Origin of the sequence: Enterobacter sp. JBIWA005 (genome assembly GCF_019968805.1) — a bacterium.
Classification (GTDB): Bacteria; Pseudomonadota; Gammaproteobacteria; order Enterobacterales; family Enterobacteriaceae; genus Enterobacter; species Enterobacter vonholyi.
Window position 1 is genome coordinate 3,715,041 of sequence record NZ_CP074159.1, and the last position, 17,536, is coordinate 3,732,576.

At 57.1% G+C, this 17,536-nt stretch carries 17 protein-coding genes; 10 read left to right on the top strand and 7 right to left on the bottom strand.

What is annotated here, in order from left to right:
* The first annotated feature begins 55 nt into the window (after positions 1-55).
* The 5 genes from flhA to KGP22_RS17655 all read left to right on the top strand — a co-directional run bounded on the left by flhA (position 56) and on the right by KGP22_RS17655 (position 6,315).
* Positions 56-2,128 (top strand): formate hydrogenlyase transcriptional activator FlhA, encoded by a 2,073-nt coding sequence (flhA, locus tag KGP22_RS17635; protein ID WP_223580392.1) that lies wholly within the window; start codon positions 56-58, stop codon positions 2,126-2,128.
* 153 nt (positions 2,129-2,281) lie between these two features.
* Positions 2,282-3,280, top strand: a complete 999-nt coding sequence (locus KGP22_RS17640) for an ABC transporter substrate-binding protein (RefSeq protein ID WP_149366651.1) — start codon at positions 2,282-2,284, stop codon at positions 3,278-3,280.
* Positions 3,280-4,317, top strand: coding sequence for an iron ABC transporter permease (locus KGP22_RS17645; RefSeq protein ID WP_223580394.1), 1,038 nt, complete (start codon positions 3,280-3,282; stop codon positions 4,315-4,317). The genes KGP22_RS17640 and KGP22_RS17645 overlap by 1 nt, the downstream gene beginning before the upstream one ends.
* Positions 4,317-5,078 carry an ABC transporter ATP-binding protein gene (locus tag KGP22_RS17650; protein WP_223580396.1) on the top strand — a complete coding sequence of 254 codons (762 nt, stop codon included), beginning with the start codon at positions 4,317-4,319 and terminating at the stop codon, positions 5,076-5,078. The genes KGP22_RS17645 and KGP22_RS17650 overlap by 1 nt, the downstream gene beginning before the upstream one ends.
* Before the next feature lie 16 nt (positions 5,079-5,094).
* Positions 5,095-6,315 (top strand): MFS transporter, encoded by a 1,221-nt coding sequence (locus KGP22_RS17655; RefSeq protein WP_111965468.1) that lies wholly within the window; start codon positions 5,095-5,097, stop codon positions 6,313-6,315.
* Between the two features lie 5 nt (positions 6,316-6,320).
* Here the strand turns inward: KGP22_RS17655 and KGP22_RS17660 are convergent, their stop codons facing one another.
* Complete coding sequence (locus KGP22_RS17660; protein ID WP_111965467.1) at positions 6,321-6,665, bottom strand: nitrous oxide-stimulated promoter family protein; 345 nt, start codon at positions 6,663-6,665, stop codon at positions 6,321-6,323.
* 175 nt (positions 6,666-6,840) lie between these two features.
* On the opposite strand from KGP22_RS17660, the gene KGP22_RS17665 reads away from it, so the two are divergent.
* On the top strand, positions 6,841-7,071 hold the full coding sequence (locus KGP22_RS17665) for a SymE family type I addiction module toxin (RefSeq protein WP_223580398.1): 231 nt from the start codon (positions 6,841-6,843) through the stop codon (positions 7,069-7,071).
* 113 nt (positions 7,072-7,184) lie between these two features.
* A complete protein-coding gene (mutS, locus tag KGP22_RS17670; protein WP_223580400.1) occupies positions 7,185-9,746 on the top strand; it encodes a DNA mismatch repair protein MutS in 2,562 nt (853 codons plus the stop codon).
* Positions 9,747-9,791: 45 nt separating this feature from the next.
* On the opposite strand, the gene KGP22_RS17675 is transcribed toward mutS, so the two are convergent.
* From KGP22_RS17675 to KGP22_RS17685, 3 genes are read right to left on the bottom strand one after another with little or no spacing between them, the layout of a single operon-like run.
* A complete protein-coding gene (locus tag KGP22_RS17675) occupies positions 9,792-10,013 on the bottom strand; it encodes a non-oxidative hydroxyarylic acid decarboxylases subunit D (RefSeq protein WP_003862116.1) in 222 nt (73 codons plus the stop codon).
* A gap of 49 nt (positions 10,014-10,062) precedes the next feature.
* Positions 10,063-11,451, bottom strand: coding sequence for a non-oxidative hydroxyarylic acid decarboxylases subunit C (locus KGP22_RS17680; protein ID WP_223580402.1), 1,389 nt, complete (start codon positions 11,449-11,451; stop codon positions 10,063-10,065).
* Positions 11,441-12,043 (bottom strand): non-oxidative hydroxyarylic acid decarboxylases subunit B, encoded by a 603-nt coding sequence (locus tag KGP22_RS17685; RefSeq protein WP_149366647.1) that lies wholly within the window; start codon positions 12,041-12,043, stop codon positions 11,441-11,443. Before KGP22_RS17685 ends, KGP22_RS17680 begins: the two co-directional genes overlap by 11 nt.
* A 172-nt stretch (positions 12,044-12,215) precedes the next feature.
* Between KGP22_RS17685 and KGP22_RS17690 the strand changes: the two genes are divergently transcribed.
* Positions 12,216-12,623: a MarR family transcriptional regulator gene (locus KGP22_RS17690; protein ID WP_133295053.1), complete on the top strand. Its 408-nt coding sequence runs from the start codon at positions 12,216-12,218 to the stop codon at positions 12,621-12,623.
* Here KGP22_RS17690 and KGP22_RS17695 read toward each other — a convergent pair.
* Entirely contained in the window at positions 12,620-13,507 is an 888-nt protein-coding gene (locus KGP22_RS17695; RefSeq protein WP_223582466.1) for a LysR family transcriptional regulator, read from the bottom strand. The two genes, KGP22_RS17690 and KGP22_RS17695, sit on opposite strands and share 4 nt — an antisense overlap.
* A 108-nt stretch (positions 13,508-13,615) precedes the next feature.
* Between KGP22_RS17695 and KGP22_RS17700 the strand changes: the two genes are divergently transcribed.
* Together KGP22_RS17700 and KGP22_RS17705 are read left to right on the top strand one after the other, a co-directional pair.
* Positions 13,616-14,818, top strand: a complete 1,203-nt coding sequence (locus KGP22_RS17700) for an MFS transporter (RefSeq protein ID WP_149366645.1) — start codon at positions 13,616-13,618, stop codon at positions 14,816-14,818.
* The gene (locus tag KGP22_RS17705) at positions 14,815-15,195 is read left to right on the top strand and encodes a DUF4440 domain-containing protein (RefSeq protein ID WP_149366644.1); all 381 of its coding nucleotides are present in this window, start codon (positions 14,815-14,817) and stop codon (positions 15,193-15,195) included. Before KGP22_RS17700 ends, KGP22_RS17705 begins: the two co-directional genes overlap by 4 nt.
* A 52-nt stretch (positions 15,196-15,247) precedes the next feature.
* Here KGP22_RS17705 and rpoS read toward each other — a convergent pair whose 3' ends face one another.
* Together rpoS and nlpD are read right to left on the bottom strand one after the other, a co-directional pair.
* Positions 15,248-16,240 carry an RNA polymerase sigma factor RpoS gene (rpoS, locus tag KGP22_RS17710; RefSeq protein WP_008499600.1) on the bottom strand — a complete coding sequence of 331 codons (993 nt, stop codon included), beginning with the start codon at positions 16,238-16,240 and terminating at the stop codon, positions 15,248-15,250.
* A 59-nt stretch (positions 16,241-16,299) separates the two neighbouring features.
* Positions 16,300-17,424 (bottom strand): murein hydrolase activator NlpD, encoded by a 1,125-nt coding sequence (gene nlpD, locus KGP22_RS17715; RefSeq protein WP_149366643.1) that lies wholly within the window; start codon positions 17,422-17,424, stop codon positions 16,300-16,302.
* Between the last annotated feature and the right edge of the window lie 112 nt (positions 17,425-17,536).

Consider the following 17,536-nt stretch of genomic DNA (forward strand, 5'->3'; position numbering starts at 1 on the left):
CGCGCCACAAGCGGCCAGCATGGACTTTTTTTGCTCGTTTCTACTGGAAAGTACTATGCCGTATACACCGATGAGCGATCTTGGACAGCAGGGTCTGTTTGACATTACGCGCACACTTTTACAGCAACCCGATCTCGGCGCGCTGAGCGATGCCCTGACGCGGCTGGTCAGGCAATCGGCGCTGGCGGACAGCGCCGCGATTGTGCTCTGGCATAGCGGAACGCAGCGCGCGAGCTACTTCTCAACGCGTGATAATGGCAAAACGTTTGAATACGAAGACGAAACGTATCTCGCGCATGGCCCGGTGCGCCGCATTCTCTCCAGACCTGAAGTGCTGCACTGCAACTTTGCGGAATTTCAACAGGCGTGGCCGCGGCTCGCGGAGAGCAACCTCTATCAGCCGTTCGGGCATTACTGCATGCTGCCGCTGGCAGCAGAGGGTCAGATTTTTGGCGGCTGCGAGTTTATCCGCACGACCGACCAGCCCTGGAGCGAGGCGGAATACGAGCGCCTGCACACCTTTACCCAGATAGTGGCCGTCGTCGCGGAGCAGATCCAAAGCCGAGTGACCAATAATGTGGATTACGACCTGCTCAGCCGCGAACGCGACAACTTCCGCATTCTGGTCGCCATCACCAACGCCGTACTCTCCCGTCTGGACATGGATGAGCTGGTCAGCGAAGTCTCGAAAGAGATCCACCACTATTTCAAAATCGACGCCATAAGCATTGCGCTTCGCGGGCATCGCAAGGGCAAGCTGAACATCTACTCCACGCATTATCTTGATGAAGCCAACCCGGCGCACGAGCAGAGCGAGGTGGATGAAGCGGGCACTCTTTCTGAACGGGTCTTCAAAAGCAAAGAGATCCTCCTGATCAACCTCAACGAGCAGGATCCGGTCGCGCCGTACGAGCGGATGCTGTTCAACACCTGGGGCAACAAAATCCAGACCCTGTGCCTGCTGCCCCTGATGTCCGGCAACACCATGCTGGGCGTGCTGAAGCTGGCACAGTGCGAGGAAGGCGTGTTCACCACCGCCAACCTGAAGCTGCTGCGTCAGATCGCCGAGCGTATCTCCATCGCGCTCGATAACGCGCTTGCCTATCAGGAGATCCACCGTCTGAAAGAGCGGCTGGTGGATGAAAACCTGGCCCTGACCGAACAGCTCAACAACGTGGACAGCGAGTTTGGTGAAATCATCGGGCGCAGCGACGCCATGTACAGCGTGCTCAAGCAGGTTGAGATGGTGGCGCAAAGCGACAGCACGGTGCTGATCCTTGGCGAAACCGGTACGGGTAAAGAGCTGATTGCCCGCGCTATCCACAACCTGAGCAACCGCAACAGCCGTCGGATGGTGAAGATGAACTGCGCCGCGATGCCCGCAGGGCTGCTGGAAAGCGACCTGTTCGGCCACGAACGGGGTGCCTTCACCGGGGCCAGCAGCCAGCGGCTGGGCCGTTTTGAGCTGGCAGACAAAAGCTCGCTGTTCCTTGACGAAGTGGGCGATATGCCGCTGGAGCTACAGCCGAAACTGCTGCGCGTCCTGCAGGAGCAGGAGTTTGAGCGCCTGGGCAGCAACAAGCTTATCCAGACCGACGTGCGGCTGATTGCCGCGACTAACCGCGACCTGAAAAAAATGGTCGCCGACCGCGAGTTTCGCAGCGATCTCTACTATCGCCTGAACGTCTTCCCGATCTTCCTGCCGCCGCTGCGCGAGCGCCCGGAAGATATCCCCCTGCTGGTCAAAGCCTTTACCGCGAAGATCGCGCGCCGGATGGGGCGAAACATCGACAGCATTCCTGCCGAGACGTTGCGTACCCTTTCATCGATGGAATGGCCCGGCAACGTGCGCGAACTGGAAAACGTCATTGAACGCGCGGTGCTGCTGACGCGCGGCAATGTGCTGCAGCTCTCCCTGCCTGAAGTGACGCTGCCTGACGCGATCGCGCCCGCCACCGAGACGGCGAAAGAGGGAGAAGATGAATATCAGCTCATTATGCGCGTGCTGAAAGAGACCAACGGCGTGGTCGCCGGGCCGAAAGGTGCCGCCCAGCGCCTGGGGTTAAAACGCACCACCCTGCTGTCACGCATGAAGCGTCTCGGTATTGATAAAGAGAGCCTCATTTAAGACCTTATTCCGGCGGTGTTTTTCTGACACCGCCTTTTGTTACCCTGCACGATTGTCCCTCATTGACACAAAATCGTTTCCTCTGTATAAAATTCCGCCTTAATAATGAGTTTCATTTGCATCAAAAATAATTTTAATGAAGGGTAGCGTTTCATGAAGAAGGTCATCTGCGCGTTAGGACTGGCGCTTGCGTCGGTCAGTTCTGCTCTGGCAACCACATATCCTCTGACGATTGAAAATTGTGGCTACAAAGAGACATTCACCAAAGCGCCGGAACGCGTCGTGGCTCTGGGTCAGAATACCGTCGAAATTCTGCTCCTGCTGGGGCTGGAAGATAAGGTGAAGGCCAGCGCCTTCTGGCCGACGAAAGTGTTGCCGCAGCTCGCTGAACAGAACGCAAAAATCAAAACCCTGACGGTCGAAATCCCTACCCTTGAATCCGTGCTTGCGCAAAATCCCGACTTTGTCCCCGCCCAGACGCCACTGTTGCTGGGACCGGAAAGCAAGGTCGCAAAACGAGACGATCTGATGACCCTGGGCGTGAACAGCTACGTGTCCCCGGGCATGTGTGCGACCAAAAAAGCCACCGGCGATATGTACGGCAGCCGCCAGAAGCTGTGGGATATGACGTATCTCTATCAGGAGATTGAGGACTTCGCCAAAATCTTTAACGTTGAAGACCGCGGTCAGGCCGTGATTGCCGATTTCAAAAAACGCGAGGCCGACTTGCGTAAGGAATTCGGCAAGAACAAAAAAGACCTCTCGTTTGTCTTCTGGTTCTCCAGTTCATCCCCTTCCGCTGACGCCTATGTAGGTGGTAAAAATAGCCCCTCCGGGTTTATCGCCAGCCTGATGGGCGGACATAACGCCATCACCTCCGAGACCGAATGGCCAACCGTGGGCTGGGAAAGCATTATTGCCGCCAATCCGGATGTGATTGTGGTCTCCAGCCTGGATCGCAACCGCTGGGCGCTGGATAACGCGGAAGAGAAAATCAAATTCCTGAAAAGCGATCCGGCCGTCAGCCAGCTGGACGCGGTGAAAAAAGGCCATATCGTGGTGATGGACGGTCAGGCCATGAACCCGACAATTCGCACGATTTACGGGGCTGAGCAGGTTGGCGAACAGCTCAGAAAATTGGGGCTGAACTGATGACCACCGCCGTTCTTCAGGCCTGGCAGAGCCTGGTTCTGACGACCTCGTGTTTGCTCGCCTTCGTCCTGCTATTTCTGGTTATCGCGCTGAGCGTCAGCGTCGGCGAGCTGTCCATCCCGCTGGATAACGTGTTTTACGCTATCAGCAATAAAATGGGGCTCACCGATATTCCGCTCACTCGTATCTATGAGAGCGTGATCTGGGACTTTCGCCTGAGCCGCGCGCTGGTTGCGGCCTGCTGCGGCGCGGGGCTGGCCATCTGCGGTGCCGTATTGCAGAGCCTGCTGAAGAACGCGCTGGCGGAACCCTACGTGCTCGGCGTGTCCGCGGGCGCGTCGACCGGGGCGGTTTCTGTTGTCGTATTGGGGATCGGCACCGGTGCGGTGTCGCTCTCTGCCGGGGCCTTTGCCGGGGCGTTCGCCGCGTTTGCGTTTGTCGCATTTCTGACGAACGGCGCGCGCGGCGGGAATGAACGTACTATTCTGGCAGGCGTTGCCGCCTCGCAGCTTTTCAACGCCATTACCGCCTATACCATCAGCACCGCCGCCAGCGCCCAGCAGGCGCGCGACGTGATGTTCTGGCTGCTGGGCAGCTTCAGCGGCGTACGCTGGCCCGAGTTCCAGCTGGCACTTGTCGTGGTGCTGATTGGATTAGCCATTTGCCTCTACTACTCCCGTGCGCTGGATGCCTTTACGTTCGGTGACGACGCCGCGGCGTCGCTTGGCATTGCTGTTCCCTGGGTGCGCCTGGCGCTCTTTACCACTACCGCACTTATCACCGCGACCATCGTCAGCATGGCGGGGTCAATCGGCTTTGTCGGGCTGGTGGTGCCGCACGTCATGCGCTTCCTGTTCGGGCCGCTGCACCGCACGCTGCTGATTGCCAGCGCGCTGGCAGGCGCGATCCTGATGGTGCTGGCAGACATTGCCTCACGCATGCTGATTGCGCCGCAAAGCCTGCCCGTCGGCGTGGTCACCGCGCTGGTTGGCGTCCCCTTCTTTGCCGTGATTATCTACCGTTCAAGGAATAAGTGATGAGCATCTGCGCGGAAAATATTACCTGGAAGGTCGGCAAAAAAGTCATCGTTAATGACGTCTCGCTGAAGGTGTCACGGGGCGAAACGGTAGGGCTGCTTGGCCCTAACGGCTGCGGTAAATCGTCTCTTTTACGTATCCTCGCGGGTCTGCGTCGCCCGGATGCTGGCCGCGTTACCCTGGACGGCCAGGACATCTCTCGTATTGCCAAAAAGCAGCTGGCCCGCCGGGTCGCCTTCGTGGAGCAGCACGGCATGACTGACGCCAACATGCGCGTGCGCGACGTGGTCAAACTCGGGCGGATTCCGCACCACTCCGCCTTTTCCAACTGGAGCACGCACGATGACGAAACCGTCACCGCCGCTCTGCAGCGCGTGGATATGCTGGATAAAAGCGACCAGGGGTGGCTGAGCCTCTCCGGCGGTGAGCGCCAGCGCGTCCACATTGCCCGCGCGCTGGCCCAGACCCCGACGGAAATCCTGCTGGACGAACCAACAAACCACCTGGACATTCATCATCAGATGCAGCTGATGCAGTTGATCAGCGAATTACCGGTCACCAGCATTGTCGCTATCCACGATCTCAACCACGCCTCGATGTTCTGCGACTCGCTGATTGTGATGCAGAAAGGGCAAATTGTGGCGACGGGGACGCCGCAGGACATCCTGTCCGAGTCGTTGCTCTGGGACGTCTTCCGGGTCAAAACCAAAATCGAGATCTCGCCGTTCCATGGCAAAAAACACATTCACTTTATCGTTTAGGGGCGAATGACCAACGATGCCCCTTCGCCCTGCCACCACGCTCTGGCCCCCCGTTTTACTGGGTAGCCAGTTTGTTTTTAACATCGGCTTTTACGCCGTTGTCCCCTTCCTGGCGATATTCCTGCGCGACGATATGCTGCTCTCCGGCGGGCTGATCGGGCTGATCCTCGGCCTGCGCACATTCTCTCAGCAGGGGATGTTTATCGTCGGTGGTGCCCTCTCGGACCGGTTTGGCGCGAAAGTGATTATCCTGAGCGGCTGTATTGTCCGTGTTTCAGGCTATCTGCTGCTGGCCTTCGGGGAATCGCTGTGGCCGATTATACTGGGCGCGTGTCTGACAGGCGTGGGCGGCGCGCTGTTTTCTCCGTCTATTGAGGCATTGCTGGCGAAAGCGGGCACGCACAGCGAGGCGAAAGGTAAACGAAGCCGGGCGGAGTGGTTCGCGCTGTTTGCGGTCTGCGGGGAACTCGGTGCGGTACTGGGCCCGGTCGCCGGCGCCCTGCTAACCGGCCTGGGTTTTCGTCAGGTGGCTCTCGCGGGAGCAGGCGTCTTTGTCATTGCATTAGTGGTGCTCTACTTCTGCCTGCCTGCTTCTGGCCGCCGTTCACAGACGCTAAAAATTGTGCCCTGGTGGACGACGTTTCATCAACCCCGCTTTGTCGCCTTTATCATTGCCTACAGCTCGTGGCTTTTAAGCTATAACCAGCTCTATCTGGCGCTGCCGGTAGAGATCCAGCGCTCTGGCGGTAACGAGAAAGATCTCGGCCCGCTTTTTATGCTTGCCTCCGTTCTGATCATCACCTTACAGCTGCCGCTGGCGCGATTCGCCCGGCGCGTGGGTGCGGTGAGGATCCTGCCGGTGGGCTTTTTATTCCTCTCCGCCGCCTTTGCAAGCGTGGCAATGTTTGCGCCGACGGCACCGCCTGAGGGCTGGCTGCGCCTGCTGCCGTCGGTCTGTTTCGTGACGCTGCTGACGCTGGGGCAGATGCTGCTGGTACCCTCGGCAAAGGATCTGATCCCGAGGTTTGCCGAGGAGTCCACGCTGGGGGCGCACTATGGCGCACTCGCCACCGCTGGCGGCATCGCGGTACTGGCAGGAAACTTGTTGTTTGGTAGCCTGCTGGATCGCGCGCTGGTGCCCTCAACGCAGGCGATTTATCCCTGGCTGCTGCTCGCCCTCTTCCCGCTCTGCAGCGCGCTGGCCCTGAACGTTATTTGCCGCCCGCTCAGAAGCTGAACCGGTCACTTTTTCGGACGATACTTTTCCGGCAGCTCCGGCACGGGGCGACGGTCATCAATCAGATGGCGGACGGTCAGAATGGGGTGACGCCATAACATACGCGGGCCTGCCCAGCGCATAATCAGCTTCATCTCTTCGCGTTTTGCAGGCTGATAGCAGTGGACCGGACACTGCTTACAGGCAGGCTTTTCCTCACCAAAAACGCACTTATCCAGGCGCTTATCGGCATAGGCATTCAGCGCCTGGTAGTGCCCGTCTTCCACAGAGGCCTGAGGACACTGCTTCTGATACAGCGCGATCATTTTCGCGATGGTCTCTTTTTCGCGAGAAATTCGTTTACCGGACATAGCGACTTACCAAACAATAAAGTGCAAAAATAATACACCTTTCAATGCGGGATTTCAGTTGTTGCATGCGGTTTTCTGAAACCTGATTCCAGTTTTATCCCTGCACCGCCCGAAAAATACTGGTATTTTATACAGTAATTAGTGATGACTTTTATCCGTGTTGTCAGGAGACCCTATGCAAGAATTCGCTATCAACAAACCCTATCGCCATTTAACAGTAGGATATTTCAGAAAGCGCCATGAAGACCGCAATACCAAGATACCGAAGCGCTACAGCGTGCATGCGGCGCTGAGCTTAAAAGGTGACTGGCTTGAACAGGCTGGGTTTACCACCCACTCCAGGGTTCGAGTGGGCGTAGAGCATGGAAAAATAGTCATTGAGTTAATGTCGGAAGATGCCTCGTAAAGCGACGACATTTTTCTGCGCCGTACCTTTTTTTCATGCGACAATAGAAGGAACAAACGGCCTCTGAGCCGCTCAAAACGGTTTATATTCAAAGAAATGGACATCATAACTCCATGAGCACACTCGACAATTTCGACGCACATACGCCGATGATGCAGCAGTATCTGAAGCTGAAGGCACAGCATCCGGAAATCCTGCTGTTTTACCGTATGGGCGATTTTTACGAGCTGTTTTATGACGATGCTAAGCGTGCATCGCAGCTGCTCGACATCTCGCTGACCAAACGTGGCGCATCGGCAGGTGAACCCATCCCGATGGCAGGTATTCCGCACCACGCGGTAGAAAATTACCTGGCGAAACTGGTGAATCAGGGTGAGTCTGTCGCCATCTGCGAACAGATCGGCGACCCCGCGACCTCAAAAGGCCCGGTGGAACGCAAGGTCGTGCGCATCGTCACGCCTGGCACCATCAGTGATGAAGCCCTGCTTCAGGAGCGCCAGGACAACCTGCTGGCCGCGCTGTGGCAGGACGGCAAAGGGTTTGGCTACGCGACGCTGGACATCAGCTCCGGGCGTTTTCGTCTGAGTGAACCGGCCGATCGTGAAACGATGGCTGCCGAACTGCAGCGCACCAACCCGGCAGAATTGCTCTACGCCGAAGATTTCGCCGAAATGGCGCTGATTGAAGGTCGTCGCGGGTTGCGCCGCCGTCCGCTGTGGGAATTCGAAATTGATACCGCGCGCCAGCAGCTGAATCTGCAGTTTGGCACCCGCGATCTGATTGGCTTTGGCGTTGAAAATGCCCCGCGCGGGCTGTGTGCGGCAGGTTGCCTCCTGCAGTACGTAAAAGATACCCAGCGCACCGCCCTGCCGCATATCCGCTCTATCACCATGGAGCGCCAGCAGGACAGCATCATCATGGATGCCGCCACTCGCCGTAACCTGGAGATCACGCAGAACCTCGCGGGCGGCGTAGAAAATACGCTGGCGTCGGTCCTCGACAATACGGTAACGCCAATGGGCAGCCGTATGCTGAAACGCTGGCTGCATATGCCGATTCGCGATACCGCTACGCTGGTTTGTCGTCAGCAGACGATTGCCGCGCTGCAGGATCGCTATACCGAGCTGCAGCCTGTCCTGCGCCAGGTGGGGGATCTGGAACGTATCCTGGCCCGTCTGGCGCTGCGCACGGCACGACCGCGCGATCTCGCACGGATGCGTCATGCTTTCCAGCAGCTGCCGGAACTTCGTGCGCAGCTGAGCGACGTTGACAGCGCGCCGGTACAGAAACTCCGCGAAACCATGGGTGAATTTACCGAACTCCGCGAGCTGCTTGAACGCGCCATTATTGATGCGCCTCCGGTTCTCGTGCGTGATGGCGGCGTGATTGCTCCGGGCTACAACGAGGAGCTGGACGAATGGCGCGCGCTGGCCGACGGCGCGACGGACTACCTCGATAAGCTGGAGATCCGCGAGCGCGAGCGTCTTGGGCTCGACACTCTGAAGGTGGGTTATAACGCGGTTCACGGTTATTACATTCAAATCAGCCGCGGGCAGAGCCACCTGGCGCCGATTCACTACGTGCGCCGCCAGACGTTGAAAAACGCTGAACGCTATATCATTCCCGAGCTGAAAGAGTACGAAGACAAAGTCCTCACCTCGAAAGGGAAAGCCCTGGCGCTGGAAAAACAGCTGTATGAAGAGCTGTTTGATATGCTGATGCCGCACCTGGCCGACCTGCAGCTGAGCGCCAGCGCGCTGGCGGAACTGGACGTGCTGGTGAACCTCGCAGAGCGTGCGGAAACGCTGAACTACACCTGCCCGACCTTTACCGATAAGCCAGGCATTCGTATCACTGAAGGCCGTCACCCGGTGGTCGAGCGGGTGCTGAACGAACCGTTCATCGCCAACCCGCTGAGCCTGTCGCCGCAGCGAAGAATGCTGATCATTACCGGTCCGAACATGGGCGGTAAGAGTACCTATATGCGTCAGACGGCGCTGATTGCCCTGCTTGCCTATATCGGCAGCTACGTTCCAGCGCAAAACGTGGAGATTGGCCCCATCGACCGTATCTTCACCCGTGTTGGAGCTGCGGACGATCTGGCGAGCGGTCGCTCAACCTTCATGGTCGAAATGACTGAAACGGCAAACATTCTGCATAACGCGACGGAGCACAGCCTGGTGCTGATGGACGAAGTCGGACGCGGAACGTCAACCTACGATGGTCTGTCGCTGGCCTGGGCCTGTGCGGAAAGCCTCGCGAATAAAATCAAGGCCATGACGCTCTTCGCCACCCACTACTTCGAACTGACGCAGCTGCCGGAGAAAATGGAAGGCGTGGCTAACGTCCACCTTGATGCGCTGGAGCACGGCGACACCATCGCCTTTATGCACACGGTGCAGGATGGCGCGGCAAGCAAGAGCTATGGTCTGGCCGTTGCGGCGCTGGCCGGTGTACCGAAAGAGGTGATCAAGCGCGCGCGTCAGAAACTGCGTGAGCTGGAAAGCCTGTCACCGAATGCGGCGGCGACGCAGATTGATGGTACGCAGATGTCGCTGCTGGTACCGGTGGAAGAGACATCGCCTGCTGTGGAAGCGCTGGAAAACCTCGATCCGGATTCACTGACGCCGCGTCAGGCGCTGGAGTGGATTTATCGCCTGAAGAGTCTGGTTTAGTTTTCTGCGGTCTTTGCCCGGTGGCGCAGCGCCACCGGGCTGTCTTTACAGCAGCGGCGGGATCGTTGGCACCTGCGGCGCCTCGTCAATATCCTTCTGCGTCATGCGGAACGCTTCAGGGTAATGCTCGCGGCTGGTACGACGCAACGGTTCGGTATCTCGCCAGGTATACAGACAATGCTGGCACTGGTAAACGGTCCAGACCCCTTTCACCGGCGACGTCGCCATCACTTCAATATGCTCATCGGCACAACGTGGACAAATCATCTTTTCCTCCTTATTGACGTGAAGCCAGCATCGCGGTCAGTTTTTCAGCTCAGGCTTTGGTTTCAGGCAGATCCTGTACCGGCTGGCTATAGTGGCCACGGGTGTCCGGTGCGACAGGCGTGGTCGCATCGATAATCAGTTTGTCGGTAATGCCCGCCGGACTGGATCCAGGATCGAGTTCCAGCACCGACATGTTCGGCAGCTGCACCAGATCGCCTGCCGGGTTGACCTTCGATGACAGCGCCCACATCACCTGCGGGAGGTTGAACGGGTCGACATCCTCATCCACCATGATCACCATCTTTACGTAGCCCAGGCCGTGCGGCGTGGTCATGGCGCGCAAGCCGACCGCGCGGGCAAACCCGCCGTAGCGTTTTTTGGTGGAGATAATCGCCAGCAGACCGTGGGTGTACATCGCGTTCACCGCCTGCACTTCCGGGAATTCCGCTTTCAGCTGCTGGTAGAGCGGCACGCAGGTGGCTGGCCCCATCAGATAATCAATCTCGGTCCACGGCATGCCGAGATAAAGGGATTCGAAAATCGGTTTGGTGCGGTAAGAAACTTTGTCGATACGCACAACCGTCATGTTACGACCACCGGAGTAGTGCCCAGTAAACTCGCCGAACGGCCCTTCAATTTCGCGTTTACGGCCTTCAATCACCCCTTCCAGGATCACTTCAGAACCCCACGGCACATCGAAGCCGGTCAGCGGCGCGGTGGCAATCGGATACGGGCTTTCACGCAGCGCACCGGCCATTTCATACTCTGACTGATCGTATTTCAGCGGCGTCGCGCCCATCAGCGTAATGATCGGATCGTTGCCGAGGGTAATGGCAATCGGCAGGTCTTCGCCGCGCTCTTCGGCTTTGTGCAGATGCAGAGCAATATCGTGCATCGGTACCGGCTGCAGGCCGAGCTTGCGCTTGCCCTTCACTTCCATGCGGTAGATGCCAACGTTCTGCTTGCCGAAGTTATCAGGGTCAAGTGGATCGCGCGAGACGACGCACGCTTTATCGAGATAAAAACCCCCGTCTCCGTCGTTCAGACGGAACAGCGGCAGAATATCGAACAGGTTAATGTCTTCGCCGTCCACCGTATTCTGCGCCCAGGCCGGATTGGCGCGGCGCTCTGGCGCAATCGGGAATTTATCCCAGCGGCGAATAAACTCGTCGATCTGCTTTTTCACCGGCGTGTTCGCCGGCAGCCCCATCGAAATGGCATGGTTCTGCCAGGAGCCGATGGTGTTCATCACCACGCGGGCATCGGTAAATCCGCGAATGTTGTCGAACCACAGCGCGGGCGCGCCGTCGCCAATACGGCCGGTCGCGTTGGCCGCCGCCGCCAGATCGGGCTCGGCGTTTACCTCTTCCTCAATTTTCAGCAGTTGCCCTTGCTCATCGAGCGCCTGCAGGAAGCTTCTCAAATCATCAAATGCCATCTTTATTCTCCTGTGAAAAATGTTTCGCCTCCCGCAACCCGTTCCAGCGGCGCGCCTTTTTATGCTCCAGGCCAAACTGGTCAAGCACGCGGGTCACAATATGCTGGGTGATGTCATCGGCGGTTTGCGGATGGTTGTAATACGCAGGCATAGGCGGCACCATCGCCACGCCCATGCGGGAGAGCGCAAGCATATTCTCCAGATGAATGGTGCTGAGCGGCGTTTCACGGGGCACCAGCACCAGCTTACGCCCCTCTTTCAGCACCACATCCGCCGCACGGCCCACCAGCCCTTCGGCATAGCCCGCGCGGATCCCGGCCAGCGTTTTCATGCTGCAGGGAATGACGACCATGCCGTCGGTACGAAACGAACCGGAGGAAATGGTGGCGGCCTGGTCAGCCGGGCTATGGACAACGTCAGCCAGCGCAGCAACGTCCTGGGCGGTGTAAGGCGTTTCCAGCTCAATGGTGGTTTTTGCCCACTTCGACATCACCAGATGGGTCTCCACCTCCGGCATTTCCCGTAGCGCCTGCAGCAGCGCCACGCCAAGCGGAGCACCCGTTGCCCCCGTCATTCCCACGATCAATCTCATTCATCACCTCAATCATTTTGTTCGTATACGAACATTATAGGTAAATTACTCCCGAATTCTTTTTCTGACAATATCGTTCGCATACGATCACACTAAATGCTAAAAAATGCCGCATTATCATCCCGGGCTTTAGCAGCTATCATAGGGGGTGATTTTTTCTGTCGGAGTGTTCATGGAACTAAGACAAGAGGCGTTCCACCTGTTACGTCAGCTTTTTCAACAGCATACTGCACGGTGGCAACATGCATTGCCGGAGCTGACCAAACCGCAGTATGCGGTGATGCGCTCTATTGCCGAGCATCCGGGCATCGAACAGGTGGCATTGACTGAGGTCGCGGTCAGCACCAAAGCGACCCTGGCGGAAATGCTCAGCCGCATGGAGGCGCGCGGGCTGGTCAAACGCGAGCACGACCCTGCGGATAAGCGCCGTCGCTTTGTCTTCCTCACGCCAGAAGGTGAGGCCCTGCTTGCAGAGTGTAAGCCGGTAGGCAATGAGGTTGATGAGGCCTTTTTAGGCCGTCTTAACAAGGCCGAGCGGGAGCAGTTCTCGGCTCTCATCAAAAAGATGATGCACGATTAATTCACGCTGGTGCGCATAAAATCGATAAAGGTGCGCACTTTCGCTGGCACATGCCGGGCATCAGGATAGACCGCATAGATGCCCTGCCGCGCAAAGGTATATTCCGGTAACACCTGGACCAGTTCTCCCGTATCAAGTGAATCGCGCACCAGCCATTCCGGCAGTAACGCCACCCCACCGCCTGCGAGCGCAAAAGCCATAAGGGCCTGAGCGCTGTCGGCAAACAAACGTGGCGCTTTTTTTATCTCGAGCGTTTCAGGCGCGCCGCTGGCATTTTTCACCTGCCAGCGCAGCGGTGAGGCCAGGCGCTCATGAATGATCCAGTCGGCTTGCGCCAGCTGCGCAAGAGATTCGATCGGGTTTCTCACAAGCCACTCGGGCGTCGCGACGGGGAGAATAGAAAAGTGAGAAATCAGTGCGGCGTGGTTGCGCGAATCGGCAAGCGTCCCCAGCCGGATGGCCACGTCAAAGCGCTCCGAGATAAGGTCAGCATGCAGTGACGACGAAACGTGTCGGACGCGAAGATCGGGGTGCTGCTGGCTAAACCTGGCCAGCAGCGGCACCACGACCCGGGAGCCATATTCAGGCGTGGTCGTGATCCGCAGTTCACCGGTAAGTCCCGCATGATTCGCGCGGACATCATCCTGCAGCCGTTCGGCTTCCTTCAGAAGCGCCACGCTGCGCTGATGAAAAAGCGCGCCCGCCTCGGTTAGCGTCAAGCGGCGGGTGGAGCGCAGCAGCAGCGTAACGCCCAGCTCATCTTCAAGCTGGCGGATATTGAAGCTAACCACCGCTTTTGTCAGCCCCATCGCCTCTGCGGCCGCCGTAAAACTGCCGGTGTCGGCCACTGCGATAAACATCTGCGTTCGCTGTAGGTTAATCATCATTACGCCTTATATTGTCAAAATAATTTTGACAGTATATCGCGCTTTGTCAGGTTTATCCGTGATTCCCGAGCCGATACGATACGCCACCTCACCGGAGGATCCACCATGACGTATCGCAGCAAAGTTGCCGTTGTCTATCTGCTGGGCTTTTTTCTTGATTTGATCAACATGTTCATTGCCAGCGTCGCCTTTCCGGCAATGGCTCACGCCTTTACTGCCACGCCATCAGCGCTTGCCTGGGTCAGTAACGGGTATATTGCCGGTCTGACGCTGGCGATCCCGTTCAGCAGCGTGCTCACTCGCCGCATCGGGCCAAAGCGCGTCATCCTGCTTTCGCTTTTTCTGTTCAGCGCAGCCTCAGCTGCAGCGGGCCTGTCTGCAACGCTGGAAACTCTGATTGCCTGGCGAGTGCTTCAGGGCGTGGGAGGGGGCTTACTGATCCCCGTCGGACAGGCGCTGACCTGGCAACAGTTCAGGCCTCACGAGCGGGCCCGACTCTCCTCGGTAGTGATGCTGGTTGCGTTGCTTGCCCCGGCCTGCTCCCCGGCTATCGGCGGCGTGCTGGTGCAGACGCTGGGCTGGCGATGGATCTTTTTCGCCACGCTCCCGGTGGCTATCGTGACCTTTGTTCTGGCCTGTCTGTGGCTTAAACATGAAAAACCCACGATGAACGCGGCCAGATTGCTAAACCTGCCCTTGCTCGCGGACCCGCTTTTGCGTTTTTCAATGCTTGTCTATTTTTGCGTCCCCGGCATATTTATTGGGGTGAACGTCACGGGCATGTTTTATCTTCAGCACGAGGCGAACATGAGCCCAGCCGCAACGGGAATGCTCATGCTGCCGTGGTCTGTAGCATCGTTTATCGCCATCACGACGACGGGACGTTATTTTAACCGTATCGGCCCCCGACCGCTGATAGTCATCGGCTGCCTTTTGCAGGCGGCGGGTATTCTGCTTTTGATTGACGTCAGCTCGTCAATGCTGTTGCCTGCCGTCGCGTTTACCCTGATGGGCGCGGGAGGAAGCCTGTGCAGCAGTACAGCTCAGAGCAGCGCGTTTCTGGCAACGCGCCGGGACGAGATGCCGGATGCCAGCGCGCTGTGGAATCTCAATCGTCAGCTGAGTTTTTTTGCCGGTGCCCTGCTGCTTGCGCAGGTGCTGAACCTGGCGCAGGCCTGGCTGCCACCACTCGCCGCCTGGCACGGGATGTTTATTTTTGCTGCAGGCATGACCTTGCTGCCTGTACCGTACGTTTTTCGTCTTAACAATACGCAGGTGCTAAATCAGCTGCGACAGGAGAATTCATGACGCCTTTCGAACACGACATTATCGACCTCCACATTGCGCTTGAAGACTGGTTAGGCAAAGGTGAAGGCGATCCCGACGCCCTGCTCGCCCGCTTCAGCCCAGATTTTCTGATGATCCCGCCGGGTGGTGTGCAGATCGACTATAACGGCCTGGCCAGTTTTCTGGAAAAACAGCGTGGAAGCCGTCCCGGACTGAAGATCGTCATTGACGAATTATCCACGATCCAGCGTTGGGATCGTGGCGCGGTGCTCCACTACCGGGAGACGCAAACCCGGCCAGACCTGCCCGTCAACGTGCGCTGGTCGACCGCGGTGCTCAGTCAGGAAGGCGACAAAATAACGTGGCGTCTGCTGCACGAAACGGCGGCACAGCCGTAACACAAAAGAAAAAGGCCCGTCTCACGACGGGCCTTTTTTGACGAAAGGTTGCTTATTCGCGGAACAGCGCTTCGATATTCAGACCTTGCCCCTGCAGGATTTCACGCAGGCGGCGCAGACCTTCAACCTGAATCTGACGAACACGTTCACGGGTCAGGCCAATTTCGCGGCCGACGTCTTCCAGTGTCGCAGCTTCATACCCCAGTAAACCGAAACGACGTGCCAGCACTTCACGCTGTTTGGCGTTCAGTTCGAACAGCCATTTGACGATGCTCTGTTTCATGTCATCGTCCTGCGTGGTGTCTTCCGGACCGTTATCTTTTTCATCGGCCAGGATGTCCAGCAGCGCTTTTTCGGAGTCGCCACCCAGCGGGGTGTCAACAGAGGTAATGCGCTCGTTGAGACGCAGCATACGGCTTACGTCATCAACCGGTTTATCGAGTTGCTCGGCAATTTCTTCTGCGCTTGGCTCGTGGTCCAGTTTATGGGACAACTCGCGCGCGGTGCGCAGATAAACGTTCAACTCTTTGACGATGTGTATCGGCAGGCGGATCGTACGGGTCTGGTTCATAATAGCCCGTTCGATGGTCTGACGAATCCACCAGGTCGCGTAGGTTGAGAAACGGAACCCGCGTTCCGGGTCAAATTTCTCAACTGCGCGGATGAGACCTAAGTTGCCCTCTTCAATCAGATCCAGCAGAGCCAGACCACGATTGCCGTAACGGCGGGCAATTTTCACGACCAGTCGCAGGTTACTTTCAATCATGCGACGACGCGAGGCAACATCACCACGCAAAGCACGACGTGCGAAATAGACTTCTTCTTCGGCCGTTAGCAGTGGGGAGTAACCAATCTCCCCAAGGTAAAGCTGAGTCGCGTCCAGTACACGCTGTGTGGCACCCTGCGATAACAGCTCTTCTTCAGCCAAATCGTTATCACTGGGTTCCTCTTCTACTAAGGCTTTTTCGTCAAAAGCCTCTACTCCGTTCTCATCAAATTCCGCGTCTTCATTTAAATCATGAACTTTCAGCGTATTCTGACTCATAAGGTGGCTCCTACCCGTGATCCCTGAACGAGACACCCTGGCTGGCATGCCCCGTCAAATTATCGCTGCGGCAAATACTGCAGCGGGTTTACGGATTTCCCCTTGTAACGAATTTCAAAATGCAAGCGTGTAGAACTGGTTCCGGTGCTACCCATGGTAGCGATTTTTTGCCCCGCCTTAACTTCTTGTTGTTCCCGGACCAGCATTGTGTCGTTATGGGCGTAGGCACTCAGGTAATCATCGTTATGTTTGATGATAATAAGATTACCGTAACCGCGCAGAGCGTTACCGGCATACACAACGCGCCCATCTGCGGTCGCGATGATAGCCTGTCCTTTACTCCCTGCGATATCGATCCCTTTATTTCCCCCTTCAGAGGAAGAGAAGTTTTCGATAACCTTGCCGTCAGTTGGCCAGCGCCATGCAGAGATTGGCGAACTGGAGGTCATACTGCTGGCAGTCGGTTCAGTAGAGCTAACCACAGGTGCCGTTACCGGTGCTGTGACAACAGTCGCAGTCCCTTTATTATTCGGCAACATTTTGTTAGCAGTCTGATCACCTGAATCCTCAGAATACGTAATTACAGGTTGTGAAGCAACCACCGTGGTGGATTTTTGTGCAGGCTTAACGCTGTTATTTTGAGCTGTTACATCGGCCGCTGAAACGGTGTTGCCAGGCGTAAGCGGCGTCCCCGTCGCGTTGCCCACCTGGAGCGTTTGCCCGACTTCCAGAGCATATGGGGCCTGGACGTTATTGCGCTGCGCGAGGTCACGGAAATCGTTCCCGGTGATCCACGCAATGTAGAACAGCGTATCGCCGCGTTTCACGGTATAGGTGCTGCCACCGGTGTAGCTGCCTTTCGGAATGTTCCCATACTGGCGGTTATAGACTATGCGGCCATTTTGGGTCTGAACAGGTTGTTCAACTGGCTGAACCTGCACTGGCTGTGTAACAGGATGTTGCACAGGCTGAATTTGTGGTGTTTGCTGCGGTGCAGCCGTCCCCATTTTAGGTGGCGGCGTGATTAACATTCCGCTGGACGTGTTACCGGAGCCGCTGTTTCCTCCGACGGAACTCACGGGCGCAGGCGCGTTGTTTGAACTTGTACAGCCTGCCAGCCAGAGCGAAACCAGTGATAATGCCGCAACACGGCTGATGGTGAATTTAGGGCTTCCCGCGCTCATTTATCCCCCAGGAATGTGTTAACTACCAGTGACTTAAAATTTACCGTGATGGCACGAATCTTTCGCGCCACACCATACGCTGAATTTGCCTTAATAACCCTGGATAATTCCG